Source organism: Nocardia puris, assembly GCF_036051655.1.
GTDB lineage: Bacteria > Actinomycetota > Actinomycetes > Mycobacteriales > Mycobacteriaceae > Nocardia > Nocardia puris.
Genome location: NZ_CP107943.1, coordinates 3,089,383 through 3,104,869, shown reverse-complemented (window position 1 = coordinate 3,104,869; position 15,487 = coordinate 3,089,383). Strand labels below are relative to the sequence as shown.

The 15,487-nt window shown below is 67.4% G+C and carries 14 protein-coding genes; 9 read left to right on the top strand and 5 right to left on the bottom strand.

From position 1 onward, the window contains the following. Window positions 1-69: 69 nt before the first annotated feature. Window positions 70-738, bottom strand: coding sequence for a class I SAM-dependent methyltransferase (locus OHB21_RS13925; RefSeq protein WP_324192314.1), 669 nt, complete (start codon window positions 736-738; stop codon window positions 70-72). A 134-nt stretch (window positions 739-872) separates the two neighbouring features. Next, the gene (locus OHB21_RS13920; protein ID WP_195142587.1) at window positions 873-1,535 is read right to left on the bottom strand and encodes a hypothetical protein; all 663 of its coding nucleotides are present in this window, start codon (window positions 1,533-1,535) and stop codon (window positions 873-875) included. Between the two features lie 973 nt (window positions 1,536-2,508). On the opposite strand from OHB21_RS13920, the gene OHB21_RS13915 reads away from it, so the two are divergent. From OHB21_RS13915 to OHB21_RS37500, 9 genes are all read left to right on the top strand, one after another. Next, window positions 2,509-3,003 carry a hypothetical protein gene (locus tag OHB21_RS13915; RefSeq protein WP_328439054.1) on the top strand — a complete coding sequence of 165 codons (495 nt, stop codon included), beginning with the start codon at window positions 2,509-2,511 and terminating at the stop codon, window positions 3,001-3,003. A gap of 20 nt (window positions 3,004-3,023) precedes the next feature. Next, window positions 3,024-3,749 (top strand): hypothetical protein, encoded by a 726-nt coding sequence (locus tag OHB21_RS13910; RefSeq protein WP_195142589.1) that lies wholly within the window; start codon window positions 3,024-3,026, stop codon window positions 3,747-3,749. A gap of 600 nt (window positions 3,750-4,349) precedes the next feature. Beyond that, complete coding sequence (locus OHB21_RS13905) at window positions 4,350-5,594, top strand: AfsR/SARP family transcriptional regulator (RefSeq protein WP_195142590.1); 1,245 nt, start codon at window positions 4,350-4,352, stop codon at window positions 5,592-5,594. Between the two features lie 998 nt (window positions 5,595-6,592). Beyond that, window positions 6,593-7,765 (top strand): AAA family ATPase, encoded by a 1,173-nt coding sequence (locus tag OHB21_RS13900; protein WP_195142591.1) that lies wholly within the window; start codon window positions 6,593-6,595, stop codon window positions 7,763-7,765. Between the two features lie 44 nt (window positions 7,766-7,809). Next, on the top strand, window positions 7,810-9,510 hold the full coding sequence (locus OHB21_RS13895) for a VWA domain-containing protein (protein WP_195142592.1): 1,701 nt from the start codon (window positions 7,810-7,812) through the stop codon (window positions 9,508-9,510). Window positions 9,511-9,581: 71 nt separating this feature from the next. After that, on the top strand, window positions 9,582-9,827 hold the full coding sequence (locus tag OHB21_RS13890; protein WP_195142593.1) for a hypothetical protein: 246 nt from the start codon (window positions 9,582-9,584) through the stop codon (window positions 9,825-9,827). Window positions 9,828-9,880: 53 nt separating this feature from the next. Next, a complete protein-coding gene (locus tag OHB21_RS13885; RefSeq protein WP_195142594.1) occupies window positions 9,881-10,690 on the top strand; it encodes a hypothetical protein in 810 nt (269 codons plus the stop codon). An 82-nt stretch (window positions 10,691-10,772) separates the two neighbouring features. Then, on the top strand, window positions 10,773-11,210 hold the full coding sequence (locus tag OHB21_RS13880; RefSeq protein ID WP_195142595.1) for a hypothetical protein: 438 nt from the start codon (window positions 10,773-10,775) through the stop codon (window positions 11,208-11,210). Further along, window positions 11,207-11,491 carry a DUF4314 domain-containing protein gene (locus tag OHB21_RS37500; RefSeq protein WP_195142596.1) on the top strand — a complete coding sequence of 95 codons (285 nt, stop codon included), beginning with the start codon at window positions 11,207-11,209 and terminating at the stop codon, window positions 11,489-11,491. The genes OHB21_RS13880 and OHB21_RS37500 overlap by 4 nt, the downstream gene beginning before the upstream one ends. Before the next feature lie 199 nt (window positions 11,492-11,690). Here OHB21_RS37500 and OHB21_RS13875 read toward each other — a convergent pair whose 3' ends face one another. The 3 genes from OHB21_RS13875 to OHB21_RS13865 form a co-directional block, all read right to left on the bottom strand. Further along, a complete protein-coding gene (locus OHB21_RS13875) occupies window positions 11,691-12,656 on the bottom strand; it encodes a hypothetical protein (RefSeq protein WP_195142597.1) in 966 nt (321 codons plus the stop codon). Window positions 12,657-12,953: 297 nt separating this feature from the next. Further along, the gene (locus OHB21_RS13870) at window positions 12,954-14,153 is read right to left on the bottom strand and encodes a cutinase family protein (protein WP_195142598.1); all 1,200 of its coding nucleotides are present in this window, start codon (window positions 14,151-14,153) and stop codon (window positions 12,954-12,956) included. Window positions 14,154-14,820: 667 nt separating this feature from the next. After that, complete coding sequence (locus OHB21_RS13865) at window positions 14,821-15,486, bottom strand: hypothetical protein (RefSeq protein ID WP_195142599.1); 666 nt, start codon at window positions 15,484-15,486, stop codon at window positions 14,821-14,823. Window position 15,487 lies beyond the last annotated feature (1 nt).

Sequence of the window (15,487 nt, the reverse complement as noted above, 5' to 3'; positions counted from 1 at the left end):
CTCGCGCTGCACCTCGTGGTGGCCGAGCCCGTCCACCAGGATGGCAGCTCCGGGTCGACCGCTGAGCGGTTATCGACGCGGTTGTGAGGCGGTGAACAGGGTGACGTCGCCGATGTCGGTCAGGTGATACTCGCCGAACGCCGCGTCGAGTGCTGCGGCGAGGTCCGCTCGGGTGTCGTGGCGGTTGTTGAAGGCGCCGACGCGCCGGTAGGTGGTGGTGAGAAGTCGGCCGAATCTGGTGTGCGGTGTGTGGTCCCCGAGGACGGTGGAGCCGAACAGCGTGCCGTCATCGGCGAGCACCCGGGCAAGGTGGGGGAACGCAATCCCCTTCGTGGTGAAATCGCCAGGGACGCAGTGTAAAACGAAGTTGATGCCGATCGAGTCGTAACCCGCTCCGGCCGGGTCGGGAGCTGGCTCGAGAACACTGGCGACGGTTTCGTGCACGATGTGTCCTGCCTTGCGCAGTCGACGGGCGGCGTAGGCAAGGGAGGTTCGGTTCAGATCCGTCAGCGTGATCTCGGCGCCGTCGGGGAATCGGGTGTGGGCCGGATACCAGCCCGAACCGGGGCCGACTTCGAGGTGGCGGCGACCGGCGTGGCGGTGATATGGGGCGAGCATGGTGTCCGCGGGGCACCGCCATCCGAATCGGTTACTCAGCCGGATCACCCAGATGTCGTAGATGGCCAGAAACGGCAGGCAGTACGGTGCCGCCGCCCTACGGACTGCATCGCTGGACACCGGAGATCCGGTGTCATCGTGGGAACCGCCCATCACCACCCCGCATTGTCTGCTCGTTGTCAGTCCCGGGACACAGCCTTGCACACGCCCACCCCGGTGCCCAGGCTGTTGTGTGGATTTCGCCAGCACCGCATTCAGTTCGGAGCGACCGCGCGAGATGTGGTCGCGGCGTCCTGGTTGCGTTTCTGGAAGCGCTGTTCGAATGCTTGCTGCAGGGCATCGTCGAGATCTTCCGCCCGTCCGATGAGCCAGCGCCGGTACAGCTTTTCCGTGGCGTCGGGGTCATCTGGGGAAACCGGTGCGGCCAGAGATTCGCCGAAGGCGATCTCGACGAGCGGATGGACTTGGGTGCCACGGTTGGCTTCGAGGATGCTCGTGACGAACGGGCCGACGATGCCGCTGATGGCGTTATCGAGCTTGTCGATCGCGTTCGGTAGCTCGGCGATGGGTGCGGTTCGGAGAAACCGTTGGGCATCCAGTAGTGGCAAGAGCTGTTCGAGGCTGAGGCTGATGTTGGATGCGCCTGGCTCGAACGCGGGAGTGTCGGACTCGACCGGCACCGGTGGCCGGCGGTCGTAGTAGGCGGCCCGCGCTGAGCCTTCCTTCCATGCGAGGCCGGTGTCGAACTTGGCGAAGGTGCTCGGCCGCACATTGGCCGACAGCTCGCAACGGTCGGCCCGCTGCTGGGCAGGGACCGCTGGTCCGCCGCGCTCGTGCACCTCCGGCATCGTCAGATTGCCCAACTGCTGACGCCGCTCGCGCACCACCCGGGCGAAGAACTCGTCGTGGGCTCCCATGAGCAGAACTGTACCCGAAAAGTTCGTAAAAGTCGCCATCAACAGCCGCGCTAGTGAGCGCATAGAGAAAAGTTACTGTTTTCTTCTTGAAAAGTGCGAGATACGTGCATAGTTTGGGTGGTGTATCTCACGACTTGGTGGGAGGAGGGGCCGCCCCGGGTCGTGACCGACGCAGAAAGCGAGGCAAGTCATGACTACATCGATGAACAGCCGTCCGGATGCTGCGGTGCCCGGTGCGGCGGTGGTGGCGGCAGCGCGTGCTGCCGGAGGGGGCCGTAGCTCCTCCGTGGGGATCTGGGTGATCTGGATGCGCGGCAGGCGAGTGGTGAGTTGCGAGGCGGTGTTCCGGCTCGACCAGGACATTCCAGCGTGCCGACCGGACGGGGTCGACGCTGCCGTGGTGGTTGTCGTCGCGCCGTCGCGGTTGGTCGACCCGGTGATCGGGCGCGCTGAGGTCATTGTCGACTACCTCGACGGGCAAGGCGTCGAGGTTCGTGTGGTGCACGTCTGCGCTTTGCATGCGGGGGCGTTGTGGACTTCGTTGCGCGGTCCTGCGGTGGGTGGGGTCGTCGGGGCGACCGGACCGGTGTTGCACTCGTCTCGGAGGCATCGGTGGCTACCGGGATTCGGGGCCTGTGCAGGGCATCGTCTAGCGATGGCCGCGCTTGTCCCGTTGGCGGCGGCGGTGTTCGCTGTACCGGTTGCGCATGCGGGTCCGGTGGGTCAGCCGGGAGTGATCTCGGACCCCGGGCCAGGACAAGCGGGCGTTGTAGGCCCCGTGGTTCCGGAACCGCCGACAAGGACCATTCCTGTCGGGCCGGACGGGTCGACTACCGATGAGAAGACCGAAACCTCGGCGCCCGCTCAGATGCCGGCCCCGATCTCACCGGGACCCCGGGTCATGCCTGAGCCGGAGGCCGTTCCCGAGCCCCGGATAGTTCCTGAACCCCAAGTGTGGCGGGAGCCCCCGTCGGTGTCCCGGCCCGAAATGGGCTATGAGCCGCAGGTCGAGCCGCAGGTGGCTGTGGAACCAGCGCAGCCAGTTGTCCAGGTATACCCGCAGACGAGCACCAGCGACGGTGACGCCGAAGTGGAGACGTCGGTGGCGGGCGAGGATTCGCTGCATCTCGGTGGGGTGAGTGTGCCGTGGCCGGGGTGGATGTCACCAGAGGTCGCGCAACGGGAACGCGACTGGAACGACATCGTGGTCACCGAGGCCGCCGAGGTCTTGGATCAGGCTGGGCTGGCGGACCCTGGTGTGGATGCTGTGCTCGGTGTCGGCACTGAGCCTGTGCCGCTACCGGTGGTGGTCGCGGAGGTCGAGGCCGCGGTACCGCAGCCGATTGTCGACGAGGTGACGGCGGTGGTGGTCAGCGAACCTGTCGCCGACGTCGTCGAGACGGTCGAGTCCCAGGCTGCGCAGGTGCTCAACGACGTGCTGGCGCAATGGCCGCCGGCGCTCGGCTGACCGAGCGGGGTGCTTCGGAGATGAGAAGGATCGACCCTCAGGACGAGTCGAACGACGACCGGCAGATCGTGCTCGACGGGCCACCGCCGACCGAAATAGCCGAATGGCTGGCCTCCGCCGGTGCGCCCGATACCGTGGAAGATCGACGCTGGCTGACTCCCGAGTACCGCACCGGTGGGCCGGGTAGGGCGCGAGGCGTCCTGGGCGGCGTGGTGATGGTCGCGGTGGTCGCTGCCACCCTGGTGGTGGCGACCATGCTCATCTCCGGCGTTGACGGTGCAGACCACGGTGTTGACGTACCGATGTCCCTCACCGCCGCGCCTTCGCCGTCTCCCGGTGGCCTCGAACGCGCACTCACCGTCACCGGGAGCACCGCCGCCTGTGGTCCCGAAACCATCGAGGCCACCGACGCCGTAGCCGGGCCTCGCCCACTTCGGCCGGCTACCGGCGCGGCGGCAATTGCTGCGTTCGAGGCCGCCTACTACCACGCCCGCGACGGCGTACTCGCTCGCGAAGTCGTCGCTGCCGACGCAGCGATATCGGATGCCGCCACCATCCAGGCCGGCATCGACTCGGCGCCGCTGGGCACCATCTACTGTGTCCGGATCCGCCGGTTGAATCCCGGCTTGTACGCGGTCGAGATCACCGACACCCCGCCCGGTGCGGCGCCGCGGGTGTGGCGGCAACGGATCTCCACCACACAACTCGACCGGCACTCGGTGATCACCGCGATCGTGTCCGAGTAGCCGGATCCCCATCCCTGTACCCCTTCGCCGACCCAAGGTGACGAATGGATCGGCGACCGACAACCAAAGGGGGCGGTGACCGTGCTGATCGCACTCACCGGACTGAATCCTCACACCGGAGTGACTACTACCGCGGTCGCCCTCGCCAACGCATGGCCGGGCGCGAAACCCGCTGTCGTGGTGGAGGCAGATCCTGCCGGGGGACGACTCGCGCAGCTCGCCGACGCCGACCCTCACCGCGGACTGGCCAGCCTTGCCGCTGCCACCACCCAGTCGCCAGGAGATTCTCCGGTTTCGACACAGTTGTGGGAGCACGTCCAGACGCTGGGTTCGGGTGTGCCGTTCCTCGCCGCACCTCCAAGTGCCGATGCCATGGCAGCGACGCTGTCGGCCCCGGTGAGCATGCCCGCCGCCGCGGTCCCAAGGCTGGCAGAGCTGGTGGTTATCGCCGACTGCGGTCTCGCCGATCCGGCCTCGCCCGCCACTCCGATCGCCGCCGGCGCCGACGTTCTGATCGTCGTGGTCCGTGGCGACCTCGCCGACCCCGTCCGCGCCGGCCGGCGCGTCCGCGAGGTCACCGCCGGCGGTCGGCGCTGCGCGGTGCTGCTGGTCGGCTCGGATCGCACGGGCGAGTTCGCCGAGCATCTCGGAGTACCGGTGCTCGGCAGGCTTCCACTCGACCGCCACGGTGCCGAAGCGCTGCTGACTGGCGCCCGATACTCCCGCCGAGGACGCAACGGGCTCGCAGCGGCTGCCCGCGTCGTTGCCGCCGCACTGCATACACAACTGACCCCTCCACACTCGAATCCGCTTCTAGGCCGGCAACCGTCGCCGTGGCCCCGGTTACCGGGCCGGCGGCGCCTCGGTCTGGGGGTCTGCATCCGGGCGGATGCGCTCCGCGTGTATCGAGTCCCCCAGCCAGTTGCCGATCGAATCCCGGGCGAGGACGCCGCCACGGCCGTGTCCCCAGTAGACGACCTCGGCTTGGAGGTCACCGATGCTGACCAGCCCGCTACGGAGGCATTGTCCGTTGCGCGTGATGCCACCCCCGTCGCCATCTCGGCGAACGAATCGGCACCGGGTGGGCCGACCCTGGCGGTCGAGGTGTTCGGGCCGCTACGTGTCAGCTGGCACCGCGACGACGGCGTTGTCGACATCACCACCCACTTGCAGCCCCGGAGCCGCGAACTGCTGGCCCTGTTGACCGTGCACCCAGAAGGGATTTCCCGCGAAGCTCTGATCGCTGATCTGTGGGGCGAACGATGCCCCCGTCGACCGGTCAACGCACTCAACACCGCGATCAGCCGACTTACCGCCGCTATCAGAGACGCGACCGACGGCACGGTGCCCCGGATTCTGGTCGGCGACCACATCCGCTATCAGCTCGAGCACGCCATCATCGCCACCGACTACCAGCAGTTCGCTCGTGCGGTACGTCAACGCCGCCACGCGGGCAACGGCACAGAGCGCGGTGAAGCGTGCCGTCACATCATCGACACCTCCTGCCGAGGAATCCTGGCCGCAGATCTCATGGCGGACTGGGTAGCACCGATCCGGGAATCCGCCCGCCGCGACACCATCACCGCGGTCGGAGCCCTGGCCGCCACCGTGGTCGACCAGGACCCACGTCGCGCCCTGAACCTCCTCGAATCCGCCCTCGACCACGACCCGCTCAACGAACTCCTGTGGCGCGACATCCTGCGCCTGCACGCCCGCCTCGGCGAACACACCGCCATCGAACGCACACTCAGCCTGCTCGCACACAAACTCTCCAAAATAGGAGAAGAACCCACCGCAGAAACACGAGAACTTGCAGAAAGACTCCAAAAACAAGCCCGGTACTGAAACCGGAGTCTTCTCACCCGAGGTGCGTAATGGCCGAGAAACACCTCGGCGAACACACGAGATGGGATAGGCGGAAACACTGGGTCGAAGGTAAAGGCTCGTCGGATGAGACGAAGGCGAGGATGGAGAAGTCCCTCGCCCGACTCGAGTGCAGCAACCACGCGGGACGAAGACCGACATTCGCCTCGGGCATTCGAGATGGTAGCCGCCGCCATTTATGGGCGGTACGCAATACTGGTCAGAAGGTGCGCGTGCTTCTCGGCATTTCGTCAGGTAAGGTATTAGCCCAGTGGGGTTTGCGGATATGTGATCGCTATTTACGGAATTCAATTGAGAATGGAATTCCGTATCGAAATTTCACTGCGCTACGGGTGGATGTTCGCAATTTCAACGGGTTTCGGAGATTTGTCGCCACGGGGTGAAGCGCGCGTTATCGCGGTCTGGCTGATCGGGGAGATCGTTAGGTGGATCGTTAGGTGGGTCCATTGGCGGGTCGATAGGTGGGTCGGTCAAACCGACCCGCCTCGATGCTGCAAACTACCAGCTAGGCGCCACTATCTGACCCAACCGGCTTCCCAGGATTACCCGCAGGGAACAGAAAGAACACGTAGGGGCGGGCGCGGCCCGCTGGCGTCGCTGCCATCGTTCGGCCGGCCCTGCTGATATGACTCCGCTATTCAACTATCGATATCCACCATCATTCATGCATTCCAATCGGGTTCAAATCAACAATTACCTCACGCGCGGTCCGCTGCCGGCCCGGCTGCGCTAACGCATTCCATCCCGTGCTTGCCGTGCAATTGTTGCCCTGATCTGCGGAAATTGGTCGAAAAAAGTGGCAAACGGGGTTGAATTCCCGAGATGAGTCGAGATAGCGTCGACCCGCACCCCGGGGAAACGAATTGTCAACCAATCCGAAACGACCACCGCGCCACCGCTATGCCAGGATCCGCCGTGAGCGGCGCAACAAAATTCGTGCAGTGCGAAGGAGAAACGAGATGACTTCCCCCACCGGCCCGGCCCCCGCACCGGCCAACCGCCTCGGCAATGGCGAACTGCGCCGCATGGTCGCCAAAATCCTCACCGACAACCCCGGCACCGAATACACACCCCGCGAAATCGCGAAACTCACCGGCCGTTCATCCGGCGCGATCGGAAACGCGATGAAAACCCTCACCGCCGCCGGACACGCCGACCAGACCAGCGCCAAACCGCTGCGCTACCGCGCCAACACGAACACCAGCAGCGCCGCGACCGGAGCCCCCACCCCGGCACCCGCCACAGGCACGCCCGCCGGAACCCCGGCCAAGCGGCCCGCCCGCCGGGCGCGTAAGGCCCCTGCCGCGCCATCGGGCACCCCGAGCCCGGCCCGCACCGGTTCGGCCGTGACACGGCCGAACGGGCAGCAATACCACCTGCGGACCCTGGCGGGCCGCGCCGATGTGGACGTGCTGCGCACCATGCGCGACCACGAGGTCCCGGTCCTGCTGTACGGCCCGCCCGGTACCGGTAAAACCTCGCTGATCGAGGCCGCCTACGGCGACCTGCTGACCGTCCAGGGCGACTGCGACACCACCGTCGCCGATTTTGTCGGGGAATACACGCAGAACCCCGACGGGACCTTCGCGTTCGTGCACGGGCCGCTGGTCCGTGCCATGCGCGAGGGCCGGGTGCTGTTCATCGATGACGCCACCCTCATCCCGCCGACCGTGCTGTCATGCGTGTACCCGGCCATGGACGGCCGCCGCGAGATCGTGATCAAAGCCAACAGCGGCGAAATCGTGACCGCCGCGCCGGGGTTCTTCGTGGTGGCCGGGCACAACCCCGGCGTGCACGGCGCGATCCTGTCCGACGCCCTCGCCAGCCGGTTCGCGTTCCAGGTACAGGTCGGCTCCGACTACGACCTCGCCAAACAGCTCGGGGTGGACCCGAAAGCAGTCCGCGCCGCGCGGAACCTGGCCACCCGACAGGACAAGGGCGAGATCGGGTGGGCACCCCAGCTGCGCGAACTGCTGGCGTTCCAGAAAATCGCCACCGCCACCGACACGAACACCGCCGCCGCGAACCTGATCGGGGCCGCACCCGAAGACGACCGCGCCATCGTCGCCGACGTGGTCCGCACCGTATTCGGCACCCGGCTGGAACCCCTGGCCCTCGGCCCCCGCATCTAACCCACCCCGGCCCGCCCGAACACGCCCCGGAAGGAACCCCCGCGATGACCGGCCACCTGATCGCCGACCCCACCACAACACCCACACCACCGCCCGCCACCGCCGGATGGGATGCCCTGTCCGCCGCCCTCACCGACGAAGCCCCACCGATCGCCGACCGCGACGACCTGGTCGTCACCATTGCCCCCGGCGCGGCGCACGGGCACCCGGCAGTGTTCATGCCCCACAGCGCCGCCATCGAAATCGACGGCACCCGCCTCGGCATCGACCCCGCCACCGCGCGGCCGGACCGCAACAGCGACCGCGCCCGCTACGCGGCCACCTGGGGCGCGTTCGTCCACGAATGCGCCCACGCCCAATATTCGGTCTGGGAAGCGCCGCCGGTGGCGAATCCGGCCGTGGTCGAGGCCGCCCTGCTGTTGGAGGAATCCCGCATCGAGGCCGCCCAGATCCGCCGCCGCCCCGACGACCGGCACTGGCTGCGCGCCAGCGCGACCGAGATCGTGATCGGCGACAACGGCGGCACCGATGCCGCCGCCCAGATCCCGCCCACCGATTACGCCGCCGCCCACAACGCCGCCCTCCTGCTGGGGCGCGTGGATGGCGGCATCCTCACCGCGTCGGAATGCGCGCCCGCCGCCGGGGTCATCGAGTCCATCCTCGGCAGCGACAAGCTCGAGAAGTTGCGCGCGATCTGGCAGCAGGCCCACACCGTGGCCGACGACGACACCAACACGATGCTCGAACTCGGGCAACGGTGGCTCGATATCGTCGGCCCCGACCCGCACGCCGACCCAGATCCGAACTCGCCCCTGTCCGCCGCGCTCGGCGACACCGTGGCCAACATCAGCAATGCCGTTGCCGCGCAACCGGTCCCGGCCGACCCCGCCGAAATGGCGGCCACCGCGCAACGAGAGGCGCGACGCGCCGCCCGGCGCGCGGCGGCACGGGCACAGAAAGTGTTCGGCAACGGCAACGGGACCGGCACCAGTGCCAGCACTCGCGCCACCCGCGTGCCGCACCCGGACGAACGCGCCGCCGCCCGCGTGCTGGCCCGTGCCCTCAACAACGCCGCACAACGCGAACGCGCCACGGTCAAAACCACCTCCGCGCTGCCGCCCGGCCGGTTGCGGATGCGCGGCGCGCTGGCCCGCGAAGCCCAACGCGCCGCCGGGGCGATCCCCACCGCCGAACCGTTCACCCGCACCAGCCGCAAAACCGTGCCGATCCCGCCGCTGCGGGTCGGTATCGCCTGCGACGTGTCCGGTTCCATGAGCGCCTACGCCGACCCGGTCGCCTCGGCCGCCTGGATCATCGCCCGCGCCGCCGAGCTGGCCACCATGCCCGCCGCCACCGCCACGGTCACCTTCGGCGCATCGGTGGCACCGATCACCTACCCGGGCACCGCGCCCACCCGGGTCACCCAATTCAGCTGCCCCGATTTCCTGCACGCGATCGACAACGCCATCGAGGCCCTCGACGGTGCCCTCGACCTGTCCCGGCCGGAAAACACCCGCCTGCTGGTGATCATCTCCGACGGCTACTACGACGGCAGCAACCGCGACCGCGCCCAGAAACTCCTCGACCGGCTCCGCGCCACCGGCTGCGCCGTGCTGTGGCTGGCACCCGACACCGGCACCGCACCCGACCCCCTCAACGGCGCAAACACGCACCTGATCACCGACCCCGCCACCACCGCCCACGCCATCGGCCGCGCGGCCACCGCCGCCGTACGTACTGCCTGACTCCGTAGCGGCCAACCACCAGCGGGATCCAATCGCCCGCACCGAACCCACACCGAACGAAGGGAAAGAACATGGACACCCACGGCACCACCCCAACAGCAGCGGAAACCCCCGATCCGCAGCCACCGACCGAATCCGACAGCGAAACCTTGATCGGATCGACTACCCGGCCGATCTGGTTCCACGGCGTACAGCTGCCGACCGGAACTCTGGTCCGCATCGTCCGATTCCGCCGCGACGGCACCGCCGAGATCATGCGCACCGACGTGTTCGGCCTGTCCAAGCGCGTCGCAACGGATGCCCTCGACTGCCCATAGCACACCGACCGAGACGAAATCGGCACACTACCAACCTCTTTAGGAGTTCGGCCATGACGAACAGCGACACCACACCGACGGTCAACCAGGTACCGGTCAGCGCGGCGAACACCACCGGCGATCAGGTCAGCCGATTCGGGGCCGAGTGCCCGATCCAGGTCGGTGACGAGGTGACCAGTCGTGACAACCCGACATGGCGCGGCCGGGTCCGCTCCATCTACCTCAACGACGAGGTCGCGGAATGCGCCATCGAAACAACCGACGGCAGGCCCGGCTTCGCGCCACCGTGGGCACTGGTGCCCGCCGATACGGAACCGTCCAGCGAATGGCGAGATCGGATGCAGACCTTCCAGAAGAGCCAACGCGACCACGCGATGGAGACGCTGCGCCGAAAGCAGCACGAGGCCGCTGAACACGCCGAAGACCTCGCCGGGCGGCTGAACTCCATGGCCACAGCACTCCGAGACGGCGACACCCCCGACCCCGGCGAACCCGTGGAAAACCTCGCCCATACCTTTGCCTTCGCGCTGCACGAAATGACCGAACTCGACGACAGGATCGTCGCCGCCGGGCTGTCAGCCACCGACGAGCCTCAGCGACACACCCCCGCCGAACCGGCCGGTCCCGACGAACTGCTCGCATGGTTCCGCGACCTGCAACAGCGCATCCGCGACGAGATCGACTCCTACAGCACCCGTGAAGACGGCACCGAGGACCCTTCTGCCTCCGCCGACCACCACGACCGGCTCGAAGCTCTGTATGCCGAGGCCAACGACACCATGGGCGCGCTCGATAACCACCTGGACACCGGCGGGCCGCTACCCGCCGCCTGGGCACACGTGCCCACGCCCCACCTCCACTGACCACCGCCCTGGCGGCCCAGCCACCTCATCCATCCGCATCCGAGTCACCTGCGGCCACCGAAACGTCCCGAGGAGCCACGTCATGAACTGGAACGAATCTGCGACGAGCAGCGCATCGGCCACTGCTCCAAGCCGCCAGCACACCGACGCACTACGCGCCCAGCTGGAAGCCGCGTACGACCTGCCCTTCGGGCGTGCACGGGAACAGCGCATCACCGACCTCGTCCTCGCGATCATCACCGCCGAGATCGGCCGTCGCAGTCCCTCGATCAGCACAGTGCTCTTCGACTGGGCACCCTACGGCGGGCTCGGCGTCGCCGGGTTCCGCGACCACAACGGCAACAACATTCGCGACCACGAACTCGACCTCGACATCAGCTTCTACGCCAGCGATATCCGCGCCACCGACAGCAACAATGCACTGACCCAGCCACCACACGAGCAGGGGCTATTCCGTCTCGACCTGCACGACACCATTCCCGCCGCCGATGAACGAGAAGAAGGGAAACAACCGCGATGACCACACCCCGCGTCGGTGACCGCATTCGTATCACCGGGCTCATGCCCGACGATCCCGCGCCGCCGGAAATCGGAACAACCGGAACGGTGACACGGATCCCCAGTTCATGCCCCGGCCAGATCTTTGTCGACTGGGACGACGGGAGAGCACTGATCCTGCTCGAATCCGACCCGTTCGAGATCCTTCCGACGCACTCGCCATCACAACCCGGCGACCGAGGACCCGCTCTACCCGGCCCGGCTGCCGCCCACACCAGGATCAGCAGACGCGGGCCATATTGACCCGCGCGGAATGCAGCACCACGATGCCCTGGGCCCGCCATACCGGCGGGCCCAGGGCATCAGCAGCGGCCTATCAGCTTTCTGCGTGCGGGGGTCTCACCATGCGCCTGGTGACCGGCTGGCCCAAATCAACTGGGCCACCAACCCCGCCGCCGGGTATGACACCGGCGAACCTGTCACCGAAGGGCCCGACTGGCGATCACCAACAGTCCTCGCCACGTTGCCACGGCGGCACGGGTACTGCCCAGCTCCCGGACTTGTCCTTTTCCCTTTCTCGCCGGAATTCGTCGCGCTCGCGGCGAACCTGGTCGGCGAGGTCGTAGATCACATCGAGGTCCGCGGTCGTGCCGCCCATCACCTCGACACCGACCATGCCGTCTTCGACCTCGTAGTCGAAGTAGACGATCGCCTCGGCAGCATGCCGCGGGCACCCGGGGACGGTGACGATAACCTCGTCATCGAAGATCCGGACGCGCACCCGGACCTCACCACCACCACATGATGAGTACCCCCAGCCCAGCCGACGGGAACGGTCCGAGCCGAGCAGGCACCCGCGACAGTGAACGGCTTCGGCCGTCATGGACAGCACGGCAGCCGAGTCCATGGCCGAATCGAGCAGGTCGCTCAGCCGCCCACCGGTGATTCGATCCAGCTCTCGCAGCTTCACATCCACCCCGTAGTAGGCGGCGGCAACGGTCCTCCACTCGACACAGCGGATCTCGGCGTCGGCACACACGCGCTTCAGGTCGTCGAGCACCTGCGTGACCTTCGTGCGGAATTCCTCGTTCAACTCGCTCTGGCTCAGTGTGTCTCGCTGCCAGTAGGGCACGACCACGGTCATCGGCGTCAACTTGGCGGACTGAAGTGCGTGGACCTTCGGCAACAACACATGAGCTGCGGCGAGGACATCCTCGCAGGTGGGATCCGCCAGGTCGTCCTGGCCCAGTTGTTCGGCATCGTCACGGCGCCAATACTTCTCGGTGCCGTCGACGCTGATCTTCAACGGACGCAGCCGTGAGTTCCTCTCGGCCTGCTCCCGTGCCTGCGCGGCCTGCTTTTCGCCGCGCCGGAGAGCTTCGGCATACGTCACGCCGTCCTCGGCTGCGATCCTGCGAGCGCGACGGCGCCGCCGCGCACTGCTGTTCTTCGGCATGTTCTCGTCCATTCCCGGCAGAGGCGCCCACGCCACCCTGCCTGTGACGAACAAGCATGCGAACAGGGGAAAGTGTGAACGCGGGCCCCGGGAAGGACCTTGGCCATCAACGTCACCGAACCGGCGTGGGCGAGGCAACTCAGGCGAGAACGAGGAGCGCGTGCGCGGCCTGTCACTCCGCAGGAGAGCTTAACCTCTCGCGCGCTCGTCAAGAACCAACTTCGCCGAGACCACCAACCACGAGCTGGGGCCCGGCGTCTGCCGGGCCCCAGCTGGCCGCCCTGCGCGGGTCCGGCCGGATTCATAGGTTCACTTGCTGTTGTCGATGCTGCTGGCGAGCCAGTCGAGGACATCCTGGACGCCGGGGCCGTAACCGGTTTGGTGTACTCCCGAGGTGTAGAACTCGGCCGCGTCGCCGCCTTGGCGGGCAAGGTCGGCCATGTCGGAGAGGGCGGCGCTGGTCTCGGGGTCGGTGCGGGCGGTGAGGTCGGCGGCCAGACCGGTGAGCTGGCTGGCTCCGTCTCCGACGAGCGCCGAGGCCGCGGTGGCGGCGAGGTCGGCGGCTACCGGGACGAGTCCGGTCAGTTCGAGGCCGGCGCCCACAGGATCGCCAAGAGCGAGTTTGTCGACGGCACGCCAGGCGACCTCTTGCGCGAGACCGATGTCGGTGGCGACACGGCCGAGGTCGACTCGAGCGATGATGTCGACAACTTGCGCGGCTACAGCGGTCCAGCCGCTGGGGTCGGCGGCTGCGGCCATCGAGAGTGCACGTGCGACGAGGTGCAGGTCGACCTCGTCGGCAATGCGAACCAACGGGCTGAACAGGTTGTTGAGTTCGCCGCTGATGCGGTGGGCGCCACCGATGTCTCCCGCCAGCACAGTGGGCGGCAGGCGCAGCACGTTGTCACCGATGGCGGGCAGGTTCGCGGCGAACTCGGCCAGACCGCCGAGCACGAGGATGACCTGCCGTGTCACCGAGGAAGGATCGAGCACACCAGTCGAAGACGAAGTGCCGGCGTCGTCGAGGAGAGAGGAGCTGCCGGTGAACGCGCGGCCGACAGCGGCGAGACCGGGCGAATCTTCCGGAGAGGTGGCGCAGTACAAATCGCCGACGGCACAAACGGTGCGCACTCGGTCGGCGAGGCTGCCGAAGTCGTCACGGGGGCCGGCGATCCCTTGCCCGTCGACCGGTTGTCCGAGCTGCGGTGTGCTCGGGTCACGATTCGGGTCGGACAACAAACCAACGCCCAGCACCCGCGAGGCCGGAATCGGATTTTGGCTGCGGCCGATGGTGGAGGTGACGTCGCCGACGACATCGGCGCCCTGCGAGTACCCGGCCATGACGACCTGAGTGGTCGGACACAGCCCCGCCAGCAGCCCGGACAGAGCGTGTACTCCGCCGGATTCCGACTGCTGGTACGGGGCGGGGGCAGCGGCATAGGCCAGGGACCGTACGTCGATGTCGTTGCCGTAGCGGGCGCGCAGCCCGTCACCGATCGGTGCCAGCATGCCCACCGATCGGGTGGGGTCAGCGCCCGGGTTCGTTTCGCCGGTGCCGGGCACCAGGACCGCGGTCCATCGGGGGCAGGCCGCGCTGCCGGGTTCTGCGGTGGCTACTCCGGTCGCGGCGGTGGTGACGGCGGTAGCGCTGACAACCACGGCAGCCGCAGCCGCCACCACACGCGCGGCGAACCGTGGTGCTGTTGCGCGGTTGCGGCGCGCGGGGGCACGCCACGGTGTGAGTCGGTGATTGAACATATGGGGCTCCCAGGGACGTCGTGTTCGGCCGTGCGGGTGAGTTCTCTCGCCGCACTGGGAACTCCGGGTTTTCAGGCGCCTTTTGGACACGACGGGTCAGCAAAGCCATCGAGAGGAACGGGACGAGCGAACAGAATGTCCCTCGGCGGTCTACCGATGGGTGTGGCCCGACTCAGAGGGGTATTCGGATGCGTTGGCCGGTGAATCGGGATGGTCAGAGTCGGCCGTACCGACGTGCGAAGCCGCGCCGACGGTTGTCGTTTGGGGCGGCCCTGGAACGGGGGGCAATGGGACCAGCGAAGCAATCGCGACGGCCTCGCGCAGCGACGCGCGAACGTCCAAGAAGAGGCCGAGAGCGGGAGTAGAGCAGCTGCCCTTGACAAGGTGGCTGCTCTACTCCCGCCGGGTGTCGGGTGGTTCAGGACTGGGAGGACGGCGCGAGTGCGAACTTCTTGGGGCGCGCAGTCGTCATCTCTGCCACCCCGGTGTCGGTGAGCCGTACGAGGGCGTTGTGGACGGCGCCGGAGGACCGGCCACCGAGCGCCTTGCCGATCTGGTGCGGGGTGAACTCCTGGCCCGGGTGATCACGCAGGTGGTCCTCGACCAGTCCCCGCAACGCACCCGGCGCGAGCTTGTCCGGATGCGGCGATCCCTCGATGGGCTGTCCGGCTGATCCCGAACCATCGTCGCTGTCGGTTGCCGGTGTGTCCAAAGCTGCTTCGCCGTCACCGGTTTCGGTGTCATTCGGCGGCAGAGTGGGGTCATCGAGATGCGAGGTGTCGGTCTCCGGTGCGGAGGACTCGGCTTCAGTAGCGTCAGGGGTTTCGTCGTCGTCGGAGGTGTCGGCGTTGTTGCCGGGTTCGGTCGGCGCGATGCTCCAGCGGGCGGCGGAATGGGGGTTGGTGTCGTCGGTGTGGCGGGAGATGCTGCCGTCGGCGGCCCACATGTTGAGGAGCTTGCGGGTCTTCGACTGACTGATTCCGGCGTCGTTCGCCAGTTCGGTGGCAGGTTTGGGGTCAGTGCTGATGACCGCCCACAGGGCGTCTTCGACGGCAGTGCGGGCAGATTCTGTCGTGGTGGACATG

Bases quoted from the DNA above. Each gene is read 5' to 3' on its own strand.
- OHB21_RS13885 (WP_195142594.1), top strand. From the start codon at position 9,881: ATGACGAACAGCGACACCACACCGACGGTCAACCAGGTACCGGTCAGC.
- OHB21_RS13865 (WP_195142599.1), bottom strand. From the start codon at position 15,486: ATGTCCACCACGACAGAATCTGCCCGCACTGCCGTCGAAGACGCCCTG.
- OHB21_RS13910 (WP_195142589.1), top strand. From the start codon at position 3,024: ATGAGAAGGATCGACCCTCAGGACGAGTCGAACGACGACCGGCAGATC.
- OHB21_RS13900 (WP_195142591.1), top strand. From the start codon at position 6,593: ATGACTTCCCCCACCGGCCCGGCCCCCGCACCGGCCAACCGCCTCGGC.
- OHB21_RS13870 (WP_195142598.1), bottom strand. From the start codon at position 14,153: ATGCTGGCACCGATCGGTGACGGGCTGCGCGCCCGCTACGGCAACGAC.
- OHB21_RS13890 (WP_195142593.1), top strand. From the start codon at position 9,582: ATGGACACCCACGGCACCACCCCAACAGCAGCGGAAACCCCCGATCCG.
- OHB21_RS37500 (WP_195142596.1), top strand. From the start codon at position 11,207: ATGACCACACCCCGCGTCGGTGACCGCATTCGTATCACCGGGCTCATG.
- OHB21_RS13880 (WP_195142595.1), top strand. From the start codon at position 10,773: ATGAACTGGAACGAATCTGCGACGAGCAGCGCATCGGCCACTGCTCCA.
- OHB21_RS13895 (WP_195142592.1), top strand. From the start codon at position 7,810: ATGACCGGCCACCTGATCGCCGACCCCACCACAACACCCACACCACCG.
- OHB21_RS13920 (WP_195142587.1), bottom strand. From the start codon at position 1,535: ATGGGAGCCCACGACGAGTTCTTCGCCCGGGTGGTGCGCGAGCGGCGT.
- OHB21_RS13875 (WP_195142597.1), bottom strand. From the start codon at position 12,656: ATGGACGAGAACATGCCGAAGAACAGCAGTGCGCGGCGGCGCCGTCGC.